This is a genomic window from Erwinia sp. 198, from assembly GCF_003937915.1.
In the GTDB taxonomy this organism is placed as follows: Bacteria; Pseudomonadota; Gammaproteobacteria; order Enterobacterales; family Enterobacteriaceae; genus Erwinia; species Erwinia aeris.
Window position 1 is genome coordinate 50,897 of sequence record NZ_RHUM01000009.1, and the last position, 24,136, is coordinate 75,032.

20 protein-coding genes are annotated in these 24,136 nt (G+C 56.1%); 8 read left to right on the top strand and 12 right to left on the bottom strand.

What is annotated here, in order from left to right; translation table 11 throughout:
- Positions 1-178: 178 nt before the first annotated feature.
- Positions 179-424 carry a DinI-like family protein gene (locus EGK14_RS13810; protein ID WP_125289676.1) on the bottom strand — a complete coding sequence of 82 codons (246 nt, stop codon included), beginning with the start codon at positions 422-424 and terminating at the stop codon, positions 179-181.
- Positions 425-617: 193 nt separating this feature from the next.
- Between EGK14_RS13810 and EGK14_RS13815 the strand changes: the two genes are divergently transcribed.
- The 3 genes from EGK14_RS13815 (at position 618) to EGK14_RS13825 (ending at position 1,812) form a co-directional block, all read left to right on the top strand.
- On the top strand, positions 618-833 hold the full coding sequence (locus EGK14_RS13815) for a YgdI/YgdR family lipoprotein (RefSeq protein ID WP_125289677.1): 216 nt from the start codon (positions 618-620) through the stop codon (positions 831-833).
- A gap of 90 nt (positions 834-923) precedes the next feature.
- Entirely contained in the window at positions 924-1,328 is a 405-nt protein-coding gene (locus tag EGK14_RS13820) for a hypothetical protein (RefSeq protein WP_233598502.1), read from the top strand.
- Between the two features lie 70 nt (positions 1,329-1,398).
- Positions 1,399-1,812: an N-acetyltransferase gene (locus EGK14_RS13825; RefSeq protein WP_233598503.1), complete on the top strand. Its 414-nt coding sequence runs from the start codon at positions 1,399-1,401 to the stop codon at positions 1,810-1,812.
- A 14-nt stretch (positions 1,813-1,826) separates the two neighbouring features.
- Here EGK14_RS13825 and EGK14_RS13830 read toward each other — a convergent pair whose 3' ends face one another.
- Together EGK14_RS13830 and ldcA are read right to left on the bottom strand one after the other, a co-directional pair.
- Positions 1,827-2,489, bottom strand: a complete 663-nt coding sequence (locus tag EGK14_RS13830; RefSeq protein ID WP_125289678.1) for an MBL fold metallo-hydrolase — start codon at positions 2,487-2,489, stop codon at positions 1,827-1,829.
- The gene (gene ldcA / locus EGK14_RS13835; RefSeq protein WP_125289679.1) at positions 2,486-3,406 is read right to left on the bottom strand and encodes a muramoyltetrapeptide carboxypeptidase; all 921 of its coding nucleotides are present in this window, start codon (positions 3,404-3,406) and stop codon (positions 2,486-2,488) included. Before ldcA ends, EGK14_RS13830 begins: the two co-directional genes overlap by 4 nt.
- 314 nt (positions 3,407-3,720) lie before the next feature.
- Here ldcA and emtA point away from each other — a divergent pair, with 314 nt between their 5' ends.
- Entirely contained in the window at positions 3,721-4,320 is a 600-nt protein-coding gene (gene emtA, locus EGK14_RS13840) for a membrane-bound lytic murein transglycosylase EmtA (protein WP_125289821.1), read from the top strand.
- A gap of 49 nt (positions 4,321-4,369) precedes the next feature.
- On the opposite strand, the gene EGK14_RS13845 is transcribed toward emtA, so the two are convergent.
- Positions 4,370-5,107, bottom strand: coding sequence for a flagellar brake protein (locus EGK14_RS13845; protein WP_125289680.1), 738 nt, complete (start codon positions 5,105-5,107; stop codon positions 4,370-4,372).
- 184 nt (positions 5,108-5,291) lie between these two features.
- Between EGK14_RS13845 and EGK14_RS13850 the strand changes: the two genes are divergently transcribed.
- Positions 5,292-5,540 carry a GlsB/YeaQ/YmgE family stress response membrane protein gene (locus EGK14_RS13850; protein WP_125289681.1) on the top strand — a complete coding sequence of 83 codons (249 nt, stop codon included), beginning with the start codon at positions 5,292-5,294 and terminating at the stop codon, positions 5,538-5,540.
- Between the two features lie 63 nt (positions 5,541-5,603).
- On the opposite strand, the gene EGK14_RS13855 is transcribed toward EGK14_RS13850, so the two are convergent.
- Both EGK14_RS13855 and treA read right to left on the bottom strand, forming a co-directional pair.
- Complete coding sequence (locus tag EGK14_RS13855) at positions 5,604-7,712, bottom strand: TonB-dependent siderophore receptor (RefSeq protein WP_125289682.1); 2,109 nt, start codon at positions 7,710-7,712, stop codon at positions 5,604-5,606.
- Positions 7,713-7,923: 211 nt separating this feature from the next.
- A complete protein-coding gene (gene treA / locus EGK14_RS13860) occupies positions 7,924-9,570 on the bottom strand; it encodes an alpha,alpha-trehalase TreA (protein ID WP_125289683.1) in 1,647 nt (548 codons plus the stop codon).
- 627 nt (positions 9,571-10,197) lie between these two features.
- Here treA and EGK14_RS13865 point away from each other — a divergent pair.
- Positions 10,198-11,364, top strand: a complete 1,167-nt coding sequence (locus EGK14_RS13865) for a type VI secretion system ImpA family N-terminal domain-containing protein (RefSeq protein ID WP_125289684.1) — start codon at positions 10,198-10,200, stop codon at positions 11,362-11,364.
- A gap of 386 nt (positions 11,365-11,750) precedes the next feature.
- On the opposite strand, the gene fumA is transcribed toward EGK14_RS13865, so the two are convergent.
- Both fumA and EGK14_RS13875 read right to left on the bottom strand, forming a co-directional pair.
- Positions 11,751-13,397 (bottom strand): class I fumarate hydratase FumA, encoded by a 1,647-nt coding sequence (gene fumA, locus EGK14_RS13870; RefSeq protein ID WP_125289685.1) that lies wholly within the window; start codon positions 13,395-13,397, stop codon positions 11,751-11,753.
- 87 nt (positions 13,398-13,484) lie between these two features.
- On the bottom strand, positions 13,485-14,984 hold the full coding sequence (locus EGK14_RS13875) for a DASS family sodium-coupled anion symporter (protein ID WP_125289686.1): 1,500 nt from the start codon (positions 14,982-14,984) through the stop codon (positions 13,485-13,487).
- 581 nt (positions 14,985-15,565) lie between these two features.
- On the opposite strand from EGK14_RS13875, the gene EGK14_RS13880 reads away from it, so the two are divergent.
- Positions 15,566-18,346, top strand: coding sequence for a flavocytochrome c (locus tag EGK14_RS13880; protein ID WP_125289687.1), 2,781 nt, complete (start codon positions 15,566-15,568; stop codon positions 18,344-18,346).
- A gap of 17 nt (positions 18,347-18,363) precedes the next feature.
- Positions 18,364-19,329, top strand: a complete 966-nt coding sequence (locus EGK14_RS13885; RefSeq protein ID WP_125289688.1) for an FAD:protein FMN transferase — start codon at positions 18,364-18,366, stop codon at positions 19,327-19,329.
- On the opposite strand, the gene dcuR is transcribed toward EGK14_RS13885, so the two are convergent.
- The 4 genes from dcuR to EGK14_RS13905 form a co-directional block, all read right to left on the bottom strand.
- Positions 19,310-20,023, bottom strand: a complete 714-nt coding sequence (gene dcuR / locus EGK14_RS13890) for a two-component system response regulator DcuR (protein WP_125289689.1) — start codon at positions 20,021-20,023, stop codon at positions 19,310-19,312. The genes EGK14_RS13885 and dcuR overlap by 20 nt on opposite strands.
- Entirely contained in the window at positions 20,020-21,612 is a 1,593-nt protein-coding gene (locus EGK14_RS13895) for a sensor histidine kinase (protein WP_125289690.1), read from the bottom strand. The genes dcuR and EGK14_RS13895 overlap by 4 nt, the downstream gene beginning before the upstream one ends.
- A gap of 99 nt (positions 21,613-21,711) precedes the next feature.
- Positions 21,712-22,677, bottom strand: coding sequence for a LysR family transcriptional regulator (locus tag EGK14_RS13900; protein WP_125289691.1), 966 nt, complete (start codon positions 22,675-22,677; stop codon positions 21,712-21,714).
- Between the two features lie 224 nt (positions 22,678-22,901).
- Entirely contained in the window at positions 22,902-23,996 is a 1,095-nt protein-coding gene (locus EGK14_RS13905) for a mechanosensitive ion channel family protein (RefSeq protein ID WP_125289692.1), read from the bottom strand.
- Between the last annotated feature and the right edge of the window lie 140 nt (positions 23,997-24,136).

The following is a 24,136-nucleotide window of genomic DNA, read 5'->3' on the forward strand; positions in this document are numbered from 1 at the left end:
AGAGGGGGGGGGGATATATCAGTGCGGTTTCAGTTTTCGGATAAAAAAATGCCCGCAAAGAGGATAATCACGGGCCAACACCAGGGAAACTTGATAGAAGAATAGTGGCATGAAGACGGTAAAACGCAACCGTCAAGGGGCAAAAATCGTTATAATAACGCCTGAAGTGCGAGGGTTATCAAAATTCTTCTGCAATCAGCCACTGGTCCGCTTCATCGAACATTTCTTCAATAATTCTCAACATTACCGATTTGTCGCTTTTGCTGGCGTCCGTTTTCACGCCGTTTGCCTGCATAGGTTTTACTTTGACATCGGCATCGGGGAAAACTCGCTTAATGCGCTTTTCCAGTTCATCTAAAATCAGCTGCTGCGCGTTTGGTAAGCCCGCAACGTTGCGCTTATCGTAAATCAGTTCAACAAACATGAGAGGGGTCCTGGTTATCAGTGCTGGATAAAAATACAGTTAAATCTGCCTGGCTTCAACCGAAATTTGTTGATGGCGGCGATAACTTTCCTTATCTGGTCGAGACTTGCGACCCCTCCCGCTGCGCAGCAATTATCAAAAATTGCTGTGCACATAGACTACACTTCCCTCGGTTAACTTAAGGAGAGAAAAGATGAAAAAATTGTTACTTTTTCCACTGATTGCTGCCGCCACTTTGCTGAGCGGCTGTGCAAATGACCATATCATCCATATGCGCGACGGCAGCACAAAGGTTGTTGAAGGAAAGCCGGAAATCGATAAGGCGACCGGTATGGTTATCTATACCGATGAATCCGGCAGGCAGCAGGCGGTAAACCAGGCGGATATTAAAGAGATGAGCAGCCTGTAGCGCAGACCAGGCCACTTCCGATTGCGGCCCAACCACGATGCGGGCAGGATACTGTGCCAGATCTGTCAGACACTTGCCCGGAGAATGCTCATGCTTCGTTTACTTGCCCTCGGCGGCCTTTGCGCCTGTTCCTTTTTCGCTCAATCCTCTGAAGGCACGGCGCCGTTGCAAAACAGCGAATATCAGATCACCTGCCCTGGCAGGCCGACCATGACCGTCACCAACGCCCAGTATGGTCTGACCACGGTACTGTGGGCGGGTGATAATTTCCAGATTGCGTCGGGCAGCCAGCAGTCCCGCACCGATAACGGCGATAAAGTGGCTATCGTACTGTTTCGCAACGGTGACCAGATGGTGATGAACAAAAGCACTAACGAGACTTTTTTCTCGTATGAGGGCAGGAAAACCCTGGTTTCCTGTAGCCGCACCGGCGAACGTGAAAACAGTACGGTAACGCTGCAACGTACCGATGCGTCGGGAAAGGTCGAATCCTGAGTAGTCAGCCGGGCAATCTTGCCGGAGGGCCTGAGCGAGCCGCAACCTTTTACGTATAAAAGAGGAGCCTGTGACTATCAGAATAACGCACCAGCCTGGGGCGGACGAACTGGCGGAAATTGAAGCCGGCCTGCGGGCTTATAACTCGCAGTTTATGGCTATCGGCGAGTTAAAAAGCATTGGCGCATTTATTGAAGATGCCAGCGGCAAAAAACTGGCTGGCCTGACGGGTTCAACGGCGGGCAACTGGTTGCGCATCAATATGCTTTGGGTAAGCGAAGCATTGCGTGGGCAGGGGACAGGCACGGCGCTAATGCAGGCGGTGGAAGAAGAGGCGCGTCGACGCGGCTGCCTCTACGCTCAGGTCGATACCGCCAGCTTCCAGGCCCGGCCTTTCTATGAAAAACAGGGCTACGTCGTCCGGCTGGTGCTGGATAACTATCCGCGCGTGCACCAGCGGTTTTACCTGACGAAAACGCTGTAGCCAGCAAAAAGCGATTAATCTCCGGGCCGCTGACGCAGATCCAGCGGCGAGTTCTCCGCCTCGTCCAGCAGCGCCAGCCAATCCCGCATCGTTACTTCCTGCCAGGACAGATGGCCTTTTGTGGTTCCCATCAGCACCACGTCCGGGCGCAGCGCCCGATAAAACTCCAGCGTTTTTTTCAGATCGGCCTCGTTGCTTTCCGGCACCAGCACGGTTACCCAGCGCTGGTGGCTAAGGCTAATGGTATCGCCGACAAACAGGTAGGTTTTGCCATAGGGTGAAGCATAAAGGTAGGTGGTGCTGCCCGGCGTGTGACCCGGCGTGGGCACCACGTGCAGGCTGCCGCAGTGTACTTCCGCCTGATTAAAGGTGTCGTCCGCTTCGGCGAACGAACTGACGGGGCCGAGCGCGCGGTTATGGCAATAGAGCGCCGAATTAAAGCGCTGCTGCAGCAGTCGCGTGCCCGGGCCTGCCTCGTGCCAGTGGGTCAGATAGTGGCGAAAAATCCCGCCGAGATCGCTGATAATATTATGGTCTTCATGATCCTCGACGCGTGAAATCAGCACGTTGCCACGTGAAAGCTTCAGCAGAAAACCGTGCATCATCACTTCCGGATCGCGTTCGCCCGGCGGAAACTCCGGCGTCGAGATCCACAGATCGTCATACAGCTGCTTCATGGATGCTCCCGCAGTACCGCATGCCCTGACAGAGTCAGCCTGCCGACATCGCCTGCGACCCGCAGCTGGCCATGCGCGCCAAGCGGCAGCGTGACGGTGTTCCAGTGATGGCCAAATTCCAGCCCGGTCACTACCGGCAGGCCGGTCAGCTCGCGTATCAGCGTCCACACGCTGTCAAAGTCATAGCCGTTGTCGTACTCGCTGAGTTTTACGCCGGTAAAACTACCGGTGACAATGGCTTTCTGCCGTGCCAGCACGCCGTGCTGCGCCAGCTGCAGCAGCATTCTCTCCACGCGGAAAGGGTGCTCGTTAATATCCTCAATCACCAGGATACCGCCGTCAATATCCGGCAGCCACGGCGTACCAATCAGCGAAGTCAGCATCGCCAGATTTCCGCCCCAAACCGTGCCCGAAACCTTTACATCCTGTGGCGCAGTGGGCCATTCCAGCGTGAATTCAGGCGAGGTTAGCGCCCGCCAGAAATGATCGAGGGTGAAATCAGAAACGACCTCCGCGCCAAAATTGCCTGCCAGCATCGGGCCGCTGAAGGTTTGTCCGCCCGCCTTCAGCAGCGCCATCTGGATCACGGTAAAGTCGCTGTGGCCGCAAATTGCCAGCGGACGCTCGCGCAGACGCGCCGCCAGCGCGGCGGCATCGAAACCGGGAAGCAGCCGGGTCGCGCCGTAGCCGCCGCGCACCGCCAGCACAATATCCGCTTCGACCTGTCGTAAATCCAAATCCTGTAGCCGTTGCTCGTCGCTACCGGCAAAGCGTTGGCTGCGACGGGCGATCGTTTGCAGGTTATTCACCTGATGACCCTGCTCCTGCAACCGCCGCACGGCAAGCTGCGCTGCCGCCTGATTCTGGCAATAGCCGGAAGGCGCGATCAAATGAAAAGTGCGTGGAGTAACGGACATAATCTTCACTTTTATCCTTAATTGGCTAAATTTTGGCCCTTATTCAACGGTTTTTCGTCGCGGTAAAGCTGTTAGCCTTGTACTTTCAGGCGGGACATCTGTTTTTTGCGCAGGGTTAATGAATCATTTTACGCAATACAGGGTCCAATACGGCTGATAATGACGAAAAGCGCAGCTGAAGTCATCCACCGCTGCGCTAAATTAAGAGTTTCGGTAATATTATCCCGGCAAATCGCCGCTATGATAAAACGCGAAGCTAAAGCTGAGAGGAATAAAATAGCGTGAAGAGCATAAAAACAGTGGCGATCGTGAGTATGCTCCTGCTGGCAGGGTGCGCGAGCCAGCCGCATAAACCGAATGAACATCAGCGGCAAACCCCGCTCACCAAGGCGCCGCCGGGGAAGGTCGCTCAGGCCTGGTCGCTGTTTACGGAAAACGCCGCGCATAACTATGGCGTCGATCAGAAGCTGGTTGAGGCGATCATTTCTGTGGAATCGGGCGGCAATCCAACGGTAGTCAGCAAGTCGAATGCCATTGGATTGATGCAGATAAAAGCCTCTACGGCGGGCCGGGAAGTCTATCGGGTACAGGGCCGTCGCGGGCAGCCAAGCACCTCGGAGCTGCGCGATCCGGTGAAAAATATCGATATCGGTACGGCTTATCTGAAAATTTTGCAGGATAGTTCGCTGTCGGGGATCCGCGATCCGAAAACGCTGCGCTACGCCACTATTGTTTCCTATGCCAATGGTGCAGGCGCGCTGCTGAGAACGTTCTCACGCGACAGGGATCGGGCTATCGCCATGATCAACGCCATGACGCCGGAAGAGTTTTATCAACACGTACAGAATAAGCATCCGGCAGCGCAGGCGCCGCGCTACTTGTGGAAGGTGACCACGGCCTACCGGACGATTTAGCGGACGCGCGGCCTGATAAAGTTCGCTGCGTTAGCGGGGTTGCTTACGGCTACTGAAAGCGGGTGGCTTTTTCGCGCGCCAGCCGTTCCAGCGAGAAAATCACGTTCTGTAACAGGCGCTCCTGGCTGAAATCCAGCGAGGCGAAGCGAAAGCTCAGGCGCGGCGTGACCACGGTTTCATTTTTATTACCTACCACGCTGCGCTCGCCGACGTTAATCAGCGTGGCGTCCGCCTCAAGGCGACCATATTCGCCCAGTTCAATACACACTTTCTTAAAGATTTCGCCACCCTCAAGGCTTTCCGGAATGGGAGAATCGCTTAACACGCCGATACCGCCCAGCGAGAGATCCTGAACTCGCATCCGGCCCTGGCCGCTGCCGTCCGGCCATTTGACGTAGCAGTAAAAAATTGGGTCAAGCGGGACGGCTACGCGAAAGAACTCACGTCGTTGGATCATCAACAGCTCGTCGGGCAGCCCGGCGCCAAAGGCGGGCAGGCCTTCATGACTGTCGTTTTCAAGCGCGTTAAGCGTAAACTCGACTTTTGCGCCGTAGGTTTCTGCAGCCAGATGCAGTTCATCCATTTCCAGCGCCAGCTGGTTTTCATACTCATTGCTGCCATAGTCGACGATCAGGCGCTCTTTATCCACGTACAGCAGCCGCGTAATAAACTGGCCTCTTGCATGAGAAACCAGAACAGGCGTCTGATTTTTCAACAAGTTTTTTAATACGGCAAGCACGGCGAGCGGGCCGCGCTTGAGATATTGTTCTTTTTCTTCTTCTTTCACGTCCTGCTCCGATTGGGTGTCAGAAAACACGCACCTGGCGGTGTTACGTCAAATTATCGGCATCGGCGCGTGACGCTTTAGCCGGTCCGGAAAAAAAATTGCAAAAAGTTTGGCTTTAAATCACAGAGTTAGAAATCTTGCCTATACTTATGCGGTCTAATCAGTACAAGCAAAGGAGCAGTAAATGGGAATTTTGTCATGGATCATTTTCGGTCTGATTGCCGGTATCATCGCTAAGTGGGTTATGCCGGGTAAAGATGGCGGCGGTATTATTATCACCGTGATCCTGGGCATAGTCGGTGCCGTGGTCGGCGGTTGGATCAGTACGCTGTTCGGTTTCGGCAAGGTAGACGGCTTCAACTTCGGCAGCTTTATCGTGGCGGTCATTGGCGCCATCGTTGTGCTGTGGATCTACCGTAAAGTCAGAAGCTGATCGCGCAGCGGTAAAGCTTACTGAGAAACCCCACGCTTCGGCGTGGGGTTTTTCTTATGTGCCTCAGAAATCGTAGCCGACGGTGGCCATCACCGAACGTTCTGCTCCCCAGTAGCAGTAGCCCGTGCCGTAGCAGGCCGCGACGTAGTGACGGTCGGTGAGGTTAGTGGCGTTAAGCTGCACAAACGCGCCTTTCAGGCTGGGGTTCCAGACGCCAAGATCGGCCCGTACCGAAGCGTCAAACAGCGTGACGGAGGGCAGGCGCGTGGTGTTTTCATTGTCCGCCCACTGCTTGCCGATATAGCGCACGCCCGCGCCCGCGCTGACGCCCCATGCAAACTGATATTTGCCCCAGAAAGAGGCCATTGAATTTGGCGTCACGTAAGGCGTGTGGCCGTCGTTGCCGTCCACGGCATCCTTATAACGGACGTGATTAAGCGTATAGCTGGCCAGCGTGCTCAGGCGCGGCGTCCACTGGTGATGGGCTTCCAGCTCCAGCCCCTGCGAATGCACTTTGCCTGCCGGGTCGTAATAAGATTCCTTGACCACGCGGTTGCCTACATCTTTCTGCGTTAAATCGTACACTGCCGCGCTATAGAGATCCGAGGTGCCCGGTGGCTGATATTTTACGCCGGTTTCATACTGCTCCGAGGTGGTTGGCTGCAGCAGATTGCCATTAATATCGGAAAGGGACTGCGGCGTAATCGCCTGGCTGTAGCTGACGTAAGGCGAAACGCCGTTGGCAAAGGCGTAAAGCAGCGCGGCGCGCCCGCTGAGATGATCGTCCTGGCGGCGATGCTTGTCTGCCGTCGCATCGTTCTCCGTTTGCGATACGATACGGTCGTAACGTCCGGACAGATCCAGATGCCACTGCTGCCAGATCATCTCATCCTGCAAATAAACACCGGTCTGATAGTAGCGGCGCTGCGAGCGGGAAAAATCGTAATTCGGCTGCGGCCCCAGCGCTTCACCCGTGCGCGCGTTCAGCTGGCTGGCGTTGCCGCTGGCTTCGTTAAGATCGTTTTTATACTGATGGTACTCCGCGCCCAGCACGACTTTGTGTGCCAGCTCGCCCGTGGCGAAATCCGCCTCCAGCTGATTATCCAGCGCAAAGGCATCAAGTGACGAGCGGGAGCCGGAGTAATAGCGGTTCAGCCGATCCGCGTCAGCCGTATCCCAGCCGGTTTGATAAACCTGATCGAGATCGACATTGGAATGGGCGTAGCTGGCGTTAGAGCGGAAAGCCCAGGTATCGTTAAAGCGATGAGCAAATTCATAGCTGTAAATCTGCTCGTGCCGTTTAAACTGATCCAGAGCGCTGTCGCCATCGTAAAAGCCGGTACTCAGCTTGCGTCCGTTATGTTCGGTGATGCTGCCGTCACCGGGCACCGCGCCGTGATAGCCACCGGAAGGATCTTTCTGTAGATAAGCGCGCAGCAGCAGAGAAGTATCCTCATCCGGCTGCCAGAGCAGGGAAGGGGAAAGGGCGTATTTCTCTTCGCGCGTATGATCGTATTGCGTATCGCTGTGGCGGCTAAGACCGGTCAGCCGGAACGCCCACTGTTCGTTAATGGCATCGGTGTAATCGAAGCCGGTGCTGGTACTGTTATGGTTGCCCGCCGAGGCACGGAAATGGCCCTGCTGGCTGAATTGCGGACGCTTTGAACTTTCCATCACCAGCCCGCCCGGCACCGTTTGACCATAAAGCGCCGATGAGGGGCCCTTAATTACGTCGATACGTTCCAGAAACCAGGGATCGACCTGCAGTATATTATAACTGCCGGGATCGCTCATCAGCCGCAGGCCGTCCAGGAAGATATTATCCACGTCGCCGCCGTGGAAGCCGCGCAGCGAAACGGTATCGTAGCGGCTGGCTGCGCCGGCAAAATTCGTAAAAGCACCGGCGGTATAACTCAGCGCCTGGTTAACGTCGGTTGCCCCCTGATCTTCCATCTGCTGTCGGGTGACAACGGAAACGGCCTGCGCGGTAAGCCCCAGCGGCCGATCGGTCTTCATTGCGCCCTGGCTGGTGGTGGCGTTATAGCCGGAGGTCGGGGTAGTGGCCGTTTCGGCAGGTGCGGCGGTAACGACCAGCGTATCGGCGGCGCAAAGGGCAACAGGTGAGACAAACAGCGTGGTACAGAACAGCAGGCGTTTTTGAGCGAAAACCATGCTTTTTCCCTTTCAGAGTTCAAACAGAAAGCGCTGCCGGACTTGTTAACGGCTGGCAGCAAAAGTGTAACGAGTATGACAATCTTAATGATAATTATTATCTTTACAACTGCGGCGTACAATCCGTGATTTTTCTGATAAACGGCGTAGGGGAGAAGAGGAAAAGAAAGGCAGGAAAAACAGGCGATCCGGGATCGCCTGAAGGAAAGTGTTACTGGCCTTTAGTGATATCGCCGACGTTATTGCACACTACCCCTTTCGGGCAGTAGAGATCCATTAACTTCAGCGTGACGCCGTTGGTCCAGCCGAAGCCATCCTGTAGCGGGTATTCGCCGCCGCCGCCGCCGCCCAGATTATTGCCTTCCACCACATATTTTTCGACCAGCTTGTGTTCTTTATCATAGGTGGTCTGCACGTTTTTCAAAAAGCGCATGCCGATATCTTTCGCCAGCGTCTGCTTGCCATAGTTGTTCAGCCCTTCCACGGCGGCCCACTGCAACGGCGCCCAGCCGTTTGGCGCATCCCACTGCTGACCGTTGTTGACGTTGGTTGTTACCAGGCCACCTTCCTTCACCAGCTGCGCCTGTACCGCCGTCGCCGTACGGTTGGCCTGATCCGCTGTTGCCGCCTTAAGATAAAGCGGGAACAGCGTCGCGGCCGTCAGCTGCGGACGGACTTGCGCCATCTTCCAGTCATAGTCGGCGTACCAGCCCTGTTTTTCATCCCAGAAATAGCGGTTAATTGCCTGCTGGCGCTGTTCGGCCCGCTGCGCAAAGCGCTCGCTGGCGTCCGCCTGACCGGCCTCTTTATTGGCGCGCGCCAGCGTTTTTTCCAGATGAAACATCAGCGAGTTCAGATCGACCGGCAAAATAGCGGTGGTTTGAATCGATGAGATATCGTCAGGTTTAGCGAACCAGCGCGAGCTGAAATCCCAGCCGGAGGCCGCGCCGGAACGCAGATCGCGATAAAGCTCGCCCTTATCGCGCCCCTTAGCTTTTTCCACCGTTGCGATGTCGTCCATATAAGATTCGGTACGTGGCACATCACGGGCGTCCCAATAGCGGTTCAGCAGCGCGCCGTCTTTCAGCTTTACCAGCCGCTTGCTGGCTTCACCCGCTTTGAGACGATCGGCGCCGCTCATCCAGTAGTCATACTCTTTCTGCAGCTCCGGCAGATACTGGCGATAGACGCTGTCGCCTTTATGCGTCGCCAGCAGATCGACCATCAGGCTGAAGAAAGGCGGCTGCGAGCGGCTGAGATAATAGCTGCGGTTGCCGTTAGGGATATGGCCGTATTTATCCAGCAGCGAGGCGAAGTTATCCACCATATCCTGCACACGATCCCAGTGGCCGCTTTCCGCCAGACCAAGCATGGTGAAATAGCTGTCCCAATAGTAAATCTCCCGAAAGCGGCCGCCCGGCACGACATAAGGCTTGGGCAACGCCAGCAGAGAATCCCACTGGTTAACCGGCGTGGCGTTACGGGTCAGTACCGGCCACAGCCCGTCGATATGTTCACGCAGGCTCTGTCCGGCAGGCGGCACGTAGGCCGGGCCGTTGGTGGGCAGGGTGAAGTTAGTGTTCACAAATCGGCGCAGATCGAAATTGCGCTGTTTTCTCTGCATCTGCCAGTCTGCCAGAATCAGGCTGGGACTGGTTTTCGGCAGGGCGTCTGCGAAGGTCTTTTGATCGGGGAACAGTTTAGCGGCCTGCACCGCCTTAAACAACGGCCCCAGCGTCATATCGGGCGGCTGCGGCTGCCCATCGGCGGCAGCGGCGAAGCCAGCCTGCGTCAGCGCGGCAATCAGCAACGGCAGCGACAGCACGGTTTTCCATTGACGTTTTTCAACTTTCTGCATTAGTCGTTCTCCCTATCCCAATCGAATAGCTGTAAGTTATTGACCCTGAAACAAACTTTAGACGAAATTTCGGAGTTCGCCTCGATCGGTGCCGCGAAATGTGATGCGTCAGGCTTTTTGTCAACGGAGCGTGAAAGAAAATGGATACAAACTGGAAATATTTAATCAAATCTATTAAGCAAATAAAGTAAAAGCGGATTATTCAGGCTACGAGGGCTAATAGCTTACCAAAAACCATCTGACGTCAGCGGCAGTCCATAAAAATCCGATCACGGGAACGCTATATTTATGAAAGATCTTTTTTCGGTAATTGTTTATCTGGCTGTTTGCACGCTTGCCAACAAGCCGCTTCTGGATGTTACTGAAAAAAATCAGATGGTGAAATAATGAGAATAAAAACCACCTGTTTTGTGAAGAAGCATCCTCATTGCCGCGAAGAACGATAAATTACTTTTGCAAATCACTATTGTGGTTAATATATTACGGGTGCGTTAGGGGGACGTCACGGCTTTATCCTTTGTCGTGAAGAAAATTTTTTATCGTGACGCGGCGCGGGAAAGCATATTGCCGCAAGCGCTTGAGGTCCATTCAGGGATTGACAGAATTATTGGAAAAAGGAAAACCGGCATGACAACACACGGCGACAATATTTTGCAGACGGGCGGCGATCCTCGCGCGCTGGCGGAATTTTCCGCCCTGCGGCAGGAAATCGCCTTGCTCAATCAGCCTGGCGAGTCAGGCCCGGACTGGCAGCGCGTGGAGGCGCTCGCGATCGCGCTTTTTCGGGCGAACGGCATGGATTTGCAAAGCGTGGCCTGGTATACGTTGGCCAGGGCGCACAGCGCCGGGCTGCCGGGATTGTGCGAAGGCTTTGAAATTATTACGGCAATGATGAAACATCAATGGCCGACGCTCTGGCCACAGCCGCTTTCCGCCCGGCTGGCAATTGTGACCTGGCTGAGCGCCGGGATGCAACAATGTCTTAAGGAGCTCCAGCCGGAAGCAAGCGATCTCGATCTGCTTTACCGATTACAGGCGCAGCTGGAGCAAAATGTCAAAACGCTTGAGGTGCTGGCCTACAAGCATCTGAGTCAGCTTGATCGTCTGAACATCCAAATCAGCCAGCTTATAGCGCAGCTTACCGTGCCGGAACGCCAGCTCAAAGCTGACCGAACCATGCTGAAGATGGCGACCCTGGCGCGGGCCGGCCGCAGCGACGAGTTTACGCCGCTGGTTTATGTGCCGGGTGATTTGACCAGCACTGGCGCGCTTACGGTCAGTTTTAGTTTTTGGGAGCGTAGCCGGGGCTTTTTTGCCGGCATGGTTATCGCCTGCCTGCTGTGCGCTTCAGGCACGTGGGCTTTTCAGCTGATGCAGCCCGAACCGGATAAAGCGCAGCGGATTGCTCAGCTGGCCCGCCAGGTTACGCCAGAGCTGGGCGGGCAGGATAAAAACTGGCAGGAGGCCGTTATGCTGGCCGCGCTGCCCAGGGAGCAGCTGGTGCTGTGGCATACGGCGCGGTTGAGATTAAAAAAAATGCTGGCGCTGGCGAAAGTGCCGGAGGAGCAGCGTGCTGGCTGTCTTACCTATGCGGAATTAGAGGCACAGCTGGTCGCCCTTCGACAGCCTCTGGAAGCGATGCAGCCCGCAGAAGAGCTGTTGCGTCAGCTTGAGTCGAATCCGCTATCGCCGGTATTAAGAGGGAAGATAGAGAATCGTTTAAAACAGCTGCTGGCGCGCTACGCGCTTATTCTTCAGTCTGCCAGTAAAGCCGCTTCGGAGAATAATAAGTAATAGCCTGCGCGTTTTTTAAACCAATGGCGTTTCGCTGGCAATATTATAAAGAGAGTGGCGGGAACGGGTGTTCTGTTTCTTAACGGAGACTCTTTATCGTCGTAGCCAGGCGCGTAAGAAAAACCGGCCTGTTTTACCAGGCGTTTTCCAAAAATAACCCTGTGATATTTTATCAGGTTTATTTTTTACTGCGCGCTTCTGTTCCATCAGATATAGGGCGTAGGTTACTTTTTCAGGAAATAATCAGCGCCAGAAAAAGAAAGCATTGCGGATGATAAGCGAATTTAGCATATAAAGGGCGGGGCACTGTCGTTGTATTAGCGCGCCAGCAGCCGTTATCTGGCGCGCTCATGGCTGGCTCTTTTATCCGATAAAGGAGCCGTGGATTATTTAGCGCATTTACCGCACTGATTTTGCGTAATCAGCGTGAAAAAATCGTTGCCTTTATTATCAACCAGGATAAATGCCGGGAAGTTTTCCACCTCAATCTTCCACACTGCTTCCATTCCCAGTTCCGGGTATTCCACGCACTCCAGGCTCTTGATACTCTGCTGCGCCAGCACCGCCGCCGGGCCGCCGATGCTGCCCAGGTAAAAACCGCCGTGTTCGCGACAGGCATCGGTCACCTGCTGGCTACGGTTGCCTTTCGCCAGCATAATCAGGCTGCCGCCGTTGGCCTGTAAACGATCGACATAAGAATCCATTCGTCCGGCGGTCGTCGGGCCAAGCGAGCCGGAAGCGTAGCCTTCTGGTGTTTTGGCCGGGCCGGCGTAATAAACGGGATGATCTTTCAGGTACTGCGGTAAACCTTCGCCTCTTTCCAGCCGTTCGGCAAACTTCGCATGGGCAATATCGCGCGCCACGATAATGGTACCGCTCAGCGAAAGACGGGTAGAAACCGGGAAGCGCGACAGCTGCGCCAGAACCTCTTCCATCGGCCGGTTGAGGTTAATCTGATGCACCTCGCCTTCGCCCTGCTGGCGCAGTTCGGCCGGAATATAGCGTCCCAGATTATCCTCCAGCTTTTCAATCCAGATGCCGTCGCGGTTGATTTTCGCTTTGATATTGCGGTCGGCGGAACAGGAAACGCCCATGCCGACCGGGCAGGAAGCGCCGTGGCGCGGCAGGCGGATCACCCGAATATCGTGAGCGAAATATTTGCCGCCGAACTGGGCACCCAGCCCCAGTTTCTGCGCGGCCGCCAGCAGCGCCTGTTCCAGCTCGCGATCGCGGAACGCCTGACCATGTTCGTTGCCTTCAAACGGCAGGCCGTCATAGTAATGCGTTGAGGCCAGCTTAACGGTTTTCAGGGTGCTTTCGGCCGAGGTGCCGCCGATCACAAAGGCGATATGGTAAGGTGGGCAGGCCGCGGTGCCCAGCGTGCGCATTTTCTCAGTCAGCCAGGCTTCCAGCCTGCCGGGATTAAGCAGCGCGCGCGTTTCCTGCCACAGGTAGGTTTTGTTTGCGGAGCCGCCGCCTTTAGCCATACAGAGGAATTTATACTCATCGCCGTCCACGCTGTAGAGGTCGATCTGCGCAGGCAGGTTAGTGCCTGTATTGATCTCGCGATACATATCCAGCGCGACGTTCTGTGAATAGCGCAGATTATCCTGGCTGTAGGTATTGTAAACGCCCTGCGACAGCGCCGCTTCATCACCGCCGCCGGTCCAGACGCGCTGGCCTTTTTTGCCCATAATAATGGCCGTGCCGGTATCCTGGCACGTCGGCAGCACGCCTTTCGCCGCGATCTCGGAATTTCTTAAAAATTGCAGCGCCACATACCTGTCGTTCTCGCTGGCTTCTGGATCGCTCAGGATGGCGGCGACCTGGCGCTGGTGCGCGGGACGCAGCATAAAAGCGGCATCGTGAAACGCCTGCCGGGCCAGGAGGGTCAGCGCTTCCGGCTCGACTTTCAGCACTTCCTGACCGGCGAATTCGCTGACGGAAACGTGCTCGCTGCTCAGCAGATAGTATTCGGTTTCGTCAGGGGCGAGAGGAAAAGGGTTTTGATAGACGAAAGGTTTGTTTGACATTTAGCTCACCTGGTAAGCCGTAGCGTGGGCCACGGCAAGGAAAGAGGCTGGGGCCGGGAAAGGCCCGTCAGCCTGGGGTTGTTACAGTCAGAACATCATGACCATCCACGGATAGGCAATCAGCATCATGCCGCCGAGGAAAATCGCGCCGAAAATAGTGCCAAGACGCCAGTAGTCTTTGGTCGGCAGATAGCCGCTGCCGTAGTAGATCGGGCTGGGGCCGGTGCCGTATGGGGTGATAATCCCCATCACGCCGAGCGAGGTTACCATCATCAGGCAGTAGACCGGCATATTGATGCCCGGGATGGCGGCAGCGATGGTCAGCATAGCCGGCAGCAGCGCGGTGGTATGAGCGGTGGTGCTGGCAAAAAGGTAGTGCAGCAGGAAGAAGGCGACCAGCAGCATCACGGCCGCCACCTGCGGATCGATGCCGGTCAGCAGCTGGCCGCCTTCTTTGCCCAGCCAGGCGATAAAGCCGACGCGCGCCAGGCCGTCCGCCAGCGCCACCAGCGTGGCGAACCAGGCGAAGGTGTTCCAGGCCGGTTTATTGCTGGTGATATCATTCCAGTTCAGCACGCCCGTCCACAGCATCAGCACCACAACCAGCAGCGCCGCCATGGCCGGTTCAATCCAGCTGGTGGCGAAAATCCACATCAGCAGCGCGCAGCAAACAAACAGCAGCAGCAGCATTTCGTTGCGCGACAGCTTGCCCAGTTTTTCCAGCTCGCTTTTTGCCCAGCGCGGCACCTCGTCGTTGATCTTCACTTCCGGCGGGTAGAACCAGTAGGCCAGTAAAGGCATGGTTAAGATCAGCAGCAGGCCCAGCGGCAGGAAAGCGAGGAACCAGTTCCCCCAGGAGATATCGAAGCCGACGATGCTTTTCACCAGCGCCAGCGCCAGTAGGTTAGGCGCGAGCGCCGACAGGAACATCGAGCTGGTAATACAGGCTGCGGTAATCGCCACCCACATCAAATAAGAACCAATTTTGCGCGCGCTGGGATCGTTGGGTTTGGAACCGTACAGCGGCGGCAGGTTAGCGATAATCGGGTAGATAGTCCCACCGCTGCGCGCCGTGTTGGACGGGGTAAAAGGCGCCAGCAGCAGATCGGCGAAGGTAATGGCGTAGCCCAGCGTCAGGCTGCGCCGCCCCAGGTACTTCACCAGGATCAGCGCCAGGCGGCGGCCAAACTGCGTCTTGTCATAACCTGCGGCGAACATAAACGCGCCGAAAATCAGCCAGACCGTAGAATTGCCGAACCCGCTGACCGCCCATTTAAAGGACTGCGTGGCGGCCTGGAATTTTGGGTCGGCCAGCTCGGCGGGACTGAACAGCAGCCAGTGGCTGAACAGGGCAATGACCACTACCCCGGTCAGGCCGATCACCGCACCGGGCAACGGTTCGAAGATCAGGCCAACGATGACGCCGACGAACACCGCGAAGAAGCGCCAGGCGTAAGGCTCCAGCCCGCCGGGGACCGGCGTCAGCAGCAGCAGCACCGTGACCAACACGGGCAGAAAAAGCATAACAAGGCGTTTTTTGGTTCCCGGCGAGGCGGGCGATCCACTCGACGTTGATTTTGTTTTCATAGTGATGATCTGCAAGTTAACAGTAATAAAAGAGATATGTCCCGGTTAATGGCTATGCCCTTTTTTAACGGGCTTATTTACCGCGACCCTGGTGACAGGATGACCTTTTTAAACATGTTTTTAACATACTATTAAGTAACTGTGAAGATAATGCAGGTCGCTCTGAATAATAATATTGATCTGGATCAATAAATATTTCCAGCCGTTTTGTTCTTTTTTTTGGAAAACGCCTTTTCACCAATCGTCTTCCCGTTATTGTTACAGACAGAGCAGTTTACTGTTACTTTTATATTTCCTGAAATAGCTGGATCTGTTTTTAATCATTTGATTTTATTGGTTTTATTTTTTTTGGTAAAAATTGGAGTTTGCTTTTGTTTAACTAATGGTTAACAATCAGAGCGGTGGCGGTGTTACCTGATGCAATCATTATTTCTGGTAATTTAAAAAGTTTAATAACTAAATTAACCAATTTAATAAATACAGAATTGATATATTTATCGCATAAAACGGAACCCGTTAATTAAGCGAAAACGTTTCTTATGTAACACGGTTCAAAAATTTAAATTTTGGAGTCGATAATAATGAATACGCTCACCCCGATCCTTAATCCGCTCACGCTGCCAAATGGCGCCGTATTAAAAAACCGTCTGGTAATGGCGCCAATGACCACCTGTACGGGATTCTACGACGGTACCGTCACCAGTGAACTGGTAGAGTATTATCGCGAACGTGCCGGCAGCCTGGGGGCGGTGATCGTGGAGTGCTGTTTTATCGATCCCAAAGGGCCGGCGTTTCCCGGCGCGATAGGCATTGACAGCGATAACAAAATCGCCGGCCTGGCGCGGATAGCCAGCGCTATCAAATCCAAAGGCTCGCAGGCTATTCTGCAAATTTATCACGGCGGCAGGATGGTGGAGCCGGAGCTGATCGGCGGCAGAACGCCGGTTGCGCCCAGCGCCATCGCCGCGCCGCGTGAAGGCGCCACCACGCCGCAGGCGCTGACCGGCGAAGAAGTCGAGGTGATGATCACCAAATTCGGTGACGCGGTGAACCGCGCCATCAAGGCCGGCTTCGACGGCGTGGAGCTGCACGGCGCGAATACTTACCTGATCCAGCAGTTCTATTCACCCAATTCCAACCAGCGCGACGACCAGTGGGGCGGCAGCCGCGATAACCGTACGCGCTTCCCGCTGGCGGTGCTGGATATTACGCATAAAATGGCAGAACGCTTCGCGGACGATACCTTTATCATCGGCTACCGTTTCTCACCGGAAGAGCTGGAAGTCCCCGGTATCCGCTTTGACGACACTATGTATCTGCTGGAAAAACTCGCCGAGCGCGGGCTGGACTACGTGCACTTTTCCGTAGGGCAGCTGCTGCGGCCTTCTATCGTTGATACCCAGGATCCCACGCCGCTGATTACCAAATTCCGCGCCATGCGCTCCGAAACGCTGGCAAAAATTCCGGTGATCGGCGTCGGTGGCGTGGTGAATAAATCCGATGCCGAAAGCGGGCTGGAGCACGGTTTCGATCTGGTGGCAATCGGCAAAGCCTGCATCGCCTATCCTGACTGGGCCGATCGCATTATTCACAATGACCATCTTGAACTCTATATCGACAGCAACCGGCGCGAGGCGCTGAAAATCCCTGAGCCGCTGTGGCGCTTCTCGCTGGTGGATGCGATGATCCGCGATATGAGCGCGACCGGCCGCAAATATAAAGCGGGTGTTTATCAGGAAAAAGTCGAGGCGGAGGCGCTGAAGCTGAAAATCAACGTCGCGCTGGATACCGACCGCATTACCGATATCACGCTGGTGCCGGACGACACGCTCGACGTCGATTTCACCACCACTTTCGAAAGCCTGCGCAACCGTATTCTGGTTGCTAACAGCCCGCATGTGGATGCCATTACCGGTGCCACCACCCAAAGTGAAGCGCTGAAAAAAGCGGTTTCACGGGCGCTCGCCACTTCCAGCAAAGAGCATGTAATAGAAGAGGGCGGCAATCCGCAGGCGCCGCAAAACTATGACGTGGTGGTGATCGGCAGCGGCGGTGCAGGGCTGGCAGCGGCTATACAGGCGCATGACGAAGGCGCGCGCGTGGCCATTATCGAAAAAATGCCGACTATCGGCGGCAATACCATCAAGGCCTCGGTAGGGATGAACGCGGCGGAAACCCGCTTCCAGAAGCTGAAAGGCATCAAGGACAGCAAAACGCTGTTCTATGAAGAAACTATGAAAGGCGGCCATTTCAAAAACAACCCCGTACTGTTGAAAGAGTTTGTGGAGCTGGCGCCTGAGGCTATCGAATGGCTGGCGGCGAAAGGCATCGAGCTGAACGATATCACCATCACCGGCGGCATGAGCATCGACCGCACTCATCGTCCGGCAGACCGCTCGGCGGTAGGGGGCTTTTTGATCAGCGGCCTGGTGAAAAACATCAACCAGCGCAATATTGAGGTGTTGCTGGAAACCTCTGTGGAAGAGATCATTTATACCGACGGCAGGGTCAGCGGCGTAAAAGTGGTCGATGAATATTACGACAGCCGCATTCTTAACGCCCGCAGCGTGATTGTCGCCACTGGCGGCTTCAGCGCCAACCGCGAAATGGTCACCCATTACCGGCCGGAGCTGGACGGCTTTGTCACCACTAACCACAAGGGGGCGACCGGCAGCGGCATCGCGCTGCTGCAGAAACTCGGTGCGGGCACGGTGGATATGGGCGAAATCCAGATCCATCCAACGGTAGAGCAGACCACCTCCTATCTGATCTCCGAATCGATTCGCGGCGGCGGCGCCATTCTGGTCAGCCAGGCCGGACACCGTTTCTGCAACGAGATGGCGACCCGTGACAAAGTGTCGGCGGATATTATCGCGCTGCCGGAGAAAAGCGCCTGGGTGATTTTTGACGAGCAGGTCAGGCTGAACAACAAGGCGGCCGACGAATACCTTGCCAAAGGCTTTGTGGTCAGCGCGTCTTCGCCGCAGGAGCTGGCGATCAAGCTCAATATGGATCTGCACGCGCTGCTGGCGACGCTGGAGCGCTACAACCTGTTTGTCGAGCGCCAGCAGGATGAGGATTTTGGTCGTCAAACTGCGATGCGCCATCCGCTGAACCAGGGGCCGTTTTACGCTATCCGCATCGCGCCCGGCGTGCACCATACGATGGGCGGCGTCACCATCAACAGCGATACCGCCGTGCTGGATGAGCAGCAGCAGGTTATTGCCGGCGCATGGGCGGCGGGCGAAGTTGTCGGCGGCATTCACGGCGGTAACCGTATCGGCGGCAACGCCATTGCCGATATCATCATCTTCGGCACGCTGGCCGGACGTCACGCGGCTGATTTCGCCCTGCATCATTAACACACCGGAGAGCCACTATGCCAGCTGATGCGCGACTTTACGCTTACTCTGCGGTGCTGATGGGCTCGCCCATCCTGCTGAAGCTGGCGGAGCACGACGAAAAGTTGGCGGGCGACGTGTTCCGCCTGATCCGCCAGCAGGAAAATCTGTTTACCGTGAATCGTGCCGGTTCGCAGCTGATGGCGGTGAACGCGGCGGCGGGCAGCCATCCCGTTGCGGTCAGCGCGCCGGTGTTTGCGCTGATCAAACGTGCCAGGGAAGTGAGCCTGTTGGCCGGCAGCTGTTTCAACTTCGCTATCGGGCCGCTGGTGAAGCGCTGGAAAATTGGTTTTCAGGGCGACAGCGTACCGCCCGCGCACGAGCTACAGGCGCTGTTGGCGTTAACCGATCCCGCCTGCGTGCAGCTGGACGAGCAGCAGCAGACGGTGTTTCTGCCGCAGTCCGGCATGGAGATCGACCTGGGCGCAATAGCCAAAGGCTATATCGCCGATGTGGTCAGGGATTTTCTGCATCAGCGCGGCTGCTTCTGCGGACTAATCAATCTTGGCGGCAACCTGCAAACGCTTGATGCACCCGCAGGCGAAACGGCATGGGCGATAGGCCTGCAGCGGCCTTTTGGCGAGCCGGGCGCGCTGATCGGCAGCGTCGCCGTCAGCAATAAATCTGTGGTGACGTCGGGCGTATATGAACGCTACTTCGAGCTGAACGACCGCCGCTATCACCATATCCTCGACCCGCAAACCGGCTATCCGCTGGATAACGAACTGCTGGGCGTAACGGTCATTTCTGACCGCTCGCTCGACGGCGATATTTTTACCACGCTGCTGTATGGCCTGGGCGTTGAACAGAGCCTTGTCTTCCTGAAGGATTATCCGCAGATCGAGGCCATTTTCGTAACGCGAGAGCAGCAGGTGGTGCTGGCGACCCAACAGCCTTTCCGGCTGCTGGACGAGCGCTGGCGTGTTATTGACAGTACTGTTTAAGCAGCTCGCTGTACTCGGCCTGCAGCCGATAGCGGTAGACCGGCCTGCCGGTTGCACCGTAGTGGATGCTGGTAAACAGAATATGGCACTGCGCCAGCCAGATCAGGTATTTGCGGCAGGAGACGCGGGAGATATTGACCGCTACCGCCAGCTCATCGGTAGAGAACTCTTCCGCCGGGTGCGCGTCAATCCACTGGCAGAGCGTGCGCAGCGTCTGCGGCGTCAGGCCTTTCGGCAGGCGTTTGCCTTCGGCTGGCGCGTCCCGATCGCCGTGGAGCAACCGATCCACATCGGCCTGCTGATACCAGGGCTGGCTGTCCATCAGCGTCTTGCGGCGACGCCAGCCGGTCAGCGCCTCTTCAAAGCGCGAGAACTGGAAAGGCTTGATCAGATAGTCCACCACGCCGTAGTGCAGCGATTGCCTGACGGTATCGGCATCGGCGGCGGAAGAGATCACGATCACATCCACCGCCTGCTTCGCCTGGCGTAGCGCGGGCAGCAGATCCAGCCCGCTTTCCTGCTGTAAATAGATATCCAGCAGGATCAAATCAATGCCGCCATGCAGCGCCATCTCTTTTGCCTGTTGCAGGGTCGAGGCTACACCCACGCAGTGAAATCCTTCCAGCTGGCCGATATAGCAGCGGTTTAACTCGGCGACCATGGCGTCATCATCGACGACTAACACGTTAATCATGCGCTTTTGTTTCCTCTATCCCAGGGCAGTTGGACTAAAAATTGCGTATAAACGCCGGGTTCGGACTCTACAATAATTTTTCCGCCAAGGCTTTCGGTTTGTTGTTTGGCGAGGAATAAGCCCACGCCCCGATCGCTTCCCTTGCTGGAAAAGCCTTTCTCAAAGATAGCATCGGGCTCCGGGATACCCGGCCCGTCATCGCTGACCTCGCAGGCCAGCCAGCCGTTCTGATAGTGCAGCAGCACGCTGATTTCGCCGCCGGGCTGGCCGTCTGCGGCCTCCAGCGCGTTCTCAATCAGGTTGCCCAGCACGGTGATCAGCGCGGCGGACTGCGTTTCACTGCCGCAGTCCGGCAGCAGGCTGTCCTCGCTGACGATCAGCCGGTGGCCGCGATCGGTCGCGCGTTCGATCTTGCTTAACAGAAAGCCCGCAATCACCGGCGATTTAATTTTCATCAGCAGCGAGCCAATCTCTGTCTGATAGCCGTTGGCGGTTTTCAGGATATAGCTTTCCAGCTGCTGGTAGTTTTTCATATGCAGCAGGCCGAGGATTACATGCAACTTGTTCATAAATTCATGCGAGCGCTCGCGCAGCGCGTCAACATAGTTGACCAGACCGTCCAGCCGCTGCACCAGCTGACTGACCTCGGTTTTATCCCTGAAGGTACAGACCGCGCCGATAATCACGCCCTTGCTGCGCACCGGCATCGTATTGCTGAGCAATACGCGCCCCTTGAAATGCAGCTCTCTGTCGCGCTGCGGTACGCCGCTTTGCACCACTTCGCGCAGGTTGGCGATAAGCGGGCCTGGCGCTTCGTCCTGCGGATGACGCGCTTCGGTAAAAAGCTGCTGCGCGGCCCGGTTGATCAGCGTGACCTGTACGCGATCGTCCACCGCGATAACGCCTTCCTTAATCGATTGCAGCATCGCCTGGCGCTGCTCATACAGCATCGAGATCTCGTAAGGCTCCAGGCCGGAGAGCACGCGGCGGGAGGCCCGTACCAGGCACCAGGTGCCGATAGCGCCCGCCAGCACGCCGAACATCGCTGTCCACAACACCGACCAGCGGGTACGCGCGATCTGCTGCGCGACCTCGCTCAACGAGATGCCTACCGCCACCACGCCAATCTGCCTCTGCCGGGCGTCGTAAATCGGTGTAAATACGCGTAGCGCCTGCGCCAGCTGGCCGCGATTAATCGCAACGTTTTCCTGCCCCGCCAGCGCCGGCTGCAAATCCTCGCCGATGAAAGGGCGGTTGATGGCGTTTTTATCAGGGTGAGAATAGCGGATACCGCGCATATCGGTGACCACGACAAACAGCAGATGGTTGCTTTCCTGTACCGCCAGGGTAAGCGGCTGAATAATGTTGCGATCGGCGGGCAGCAGCAGGCCGCGCTGTACTTCGGCAGAATCGGCCAGGGTTCGCGCTACCGCCAGCGCTTTGTCCTTAACGCCGGTGCGGGTGATATGGCTTATCTGGAAAAAATAGAACAGATGTACGATCAGCAAAACGACGGCGAGCACCGCGCCTACCATCAGGCTGACGGCGGTGCTGAGCTTTAGCGGACGTTTACGGGACGGGTTACTCATGATCGCTCCATAACTGGCGGGACGAAACGGGCTGGCAAAGGGTGACCATAGCGGACGACGCCGGCAGGAAAAAGCGGACGGCTTGTTGCCGGAATACCATCAGGCGACAGAGCCTGAGGCCATCTGGCGCGGCACCCGCCGTGCTTCTGCCGCTATCTCTTCACGCAGCAGGGCAATCAGTTCGCGCAGGCCCTGGGGCATGTGCCGATGGCCAGGATAATAGAGGTATAGCGCAGGTTCGACGGGTGACCAGTCGGGCAATACCACACGCAGAGCGCCGTTCAGCAACGGCTCTTTTACGCGGTCTTCCAGACAGTAAGCGATACCCGTTCCGGCAAGCGCCAGCTCCAGCGCCAGCGTGGTTTCGCTGACGCAAATTTGGCCGGGCACGTCGATAACGCGGTAGTCTTTGCCCTGACGAAACGCCCATTTATAGATTACGCCCTGGCCAGTGCGCATACGGATACAGGAATGCGCGCGAAGATCTTCAGGCTCCAGCAGCGGCGGGCGATGATAAAGATAGCGCGGCGCGGCGACGGCGACCCATTTCAGATCCGCGCCCAGCTTTACGGCGACTAAGTCTTCCGGCACGCTGCCGCCAAAACGGATACCTGCGTCGAAGCCTTCCGCCACGATATCCACCATGCGATCGTCCACGCAGACCTCCACCTCAACTTCCGGATACTTGCTGAGGAACTTTGGCAGATAGCGGCCCACAATCAGTCGCGCGCCGTCGCTCAGCACATTCAGGCGCAGACGGCCTGCCGGACGCTCGCGCAGGCGGTTAATTTCCTCCAGCGCGTCGCCAATCTCCTGAAAGCCGACGTTCAGCCGCAGCGCCAGGCTGGCGCCCGCTTCAGTAGGGGCAACGGCGCGGCTGGTGCGGTTCAGCAGCCGTACGCCCAGTCGCGTTTCCAGATTGCGAATAGCGTGGCTGAGCGCGGAAGTAGTAATGCCCAACTCCACCGCAGCTTTGGTAAAGCTGCGCAGGCGTTCCACCATGCGAAAAGCGTTCAGGTCGGCGAGATCGCTACGTGACAGCGCGGCTGTGGATTTGACGGGCATGGGATCGTCCAGGGGATGAGCCAGATTCAATGCTGAAACGCTGGCGGTGCTAAAGGAGACCAAGTTTAATGATATTTGCTAATCAGACGCAACCGGCAACGCCGCTTCTTTAACTGAAAGCGGCGTTACTTATCGCCAGGCTGGTGTCAGGATGCCGCGTGGCCAGCGGGCACGTTTTTTGCCGCGCCCGCTGGCAAAAATAGCCGGAAGCACCGGCTATTTCCTCAGGCTGGCTGCTCCTGCTGCGGCAGCGAATTTTCAAAGGTCACAAAACGGTGCGGTCCGGCCAGGCCAATACCCGTCTCTTCCAGATACTCTTTGATCCGCAGGTTGATCTCCTGCTGAATATCCATGTACTGGTTATAGTCGGAAAACTTCAGGATATGCACCACCTCAAACATAATGCGATCGGACTCGAAAGAGGCCAGATGCGCGCGGTCAAAGCGGGTTTTATCAATGCGGCCGATCGTTTCTTCAATCATTGGGCCAATCTTGCGCAGCTGCTCGGCCGATGTCGCCAGCGGCACGCCAAAGCTGAAGACGATACGGCGCGTCTGCATCCTTTTATAATTGTGGATGGTTTGTTGCAGCAGGATAGCGTTGGCACAGACAATTTGCTCACCGCTCAGGCTGCGGATGCGCGTGGTTTTCAGCCCGATATGTTCGATAGTGCCCGCCACGTCGTTAAACACCACAAAGTCGCCGATTTCAAAGGGCTTATCAATACCGATTGAAAGAGAGGCGAAAAGGTCGCTCAGCACCGTCTGTACTGCCAGCGCGATGGCGATACCGCCGACGCCCAGGCTTGCCACCAGCGCGGTAATATTGACGCCTGCGTTGGCCAGTATCGACAGGATCATCACTGACCAGACCAGCGCCCGGAATAACAGCCCAAGAATGATGGTAGTGACGGGATTACGGTGCGAGTCCGGGCCGTAGTTCGTCAGCGAATAGCGCAGCCAGGACTGCACGGCCTGATCCAGCCACAGCGCGATTTGCAGCGCCAGTACCAGAAACCAGGCGTGCGGGATGGTGCCGCTGACCTGGCCGGGCAGCACGATAAACTGCAGGCTGAACAGAAAAGAAGCGATAAATATCAGCGTAACCCGGGTTCTTTTCAGCACGTCCAGAAAGACGCGGTGCGCCACGCGATTTTCATGATCTTCCGCCCACGAGCCTATCCGTTTTTCCAGCAGCGAGATAACTTTGCGGATCAGGAAGAAAGTCACAGCGGTGATCACCACTACCAGCAGAATGTTACCCCAGAAGGTCACTGACGTAATCAACTTCAAATAGTTTGTATGAAAGATTTCTTTCACACGGCCTCCTTTATTCTGAATTGGTAAGAGGGTAAGTGTAGTAGAAAATTCATAGGGATAACTCTTTTTTGGTTTCTTATTAAATTTTATTGTTAAAATGAATCCGCACGAAAATCATTACGCGGATATTTTAATCTGAG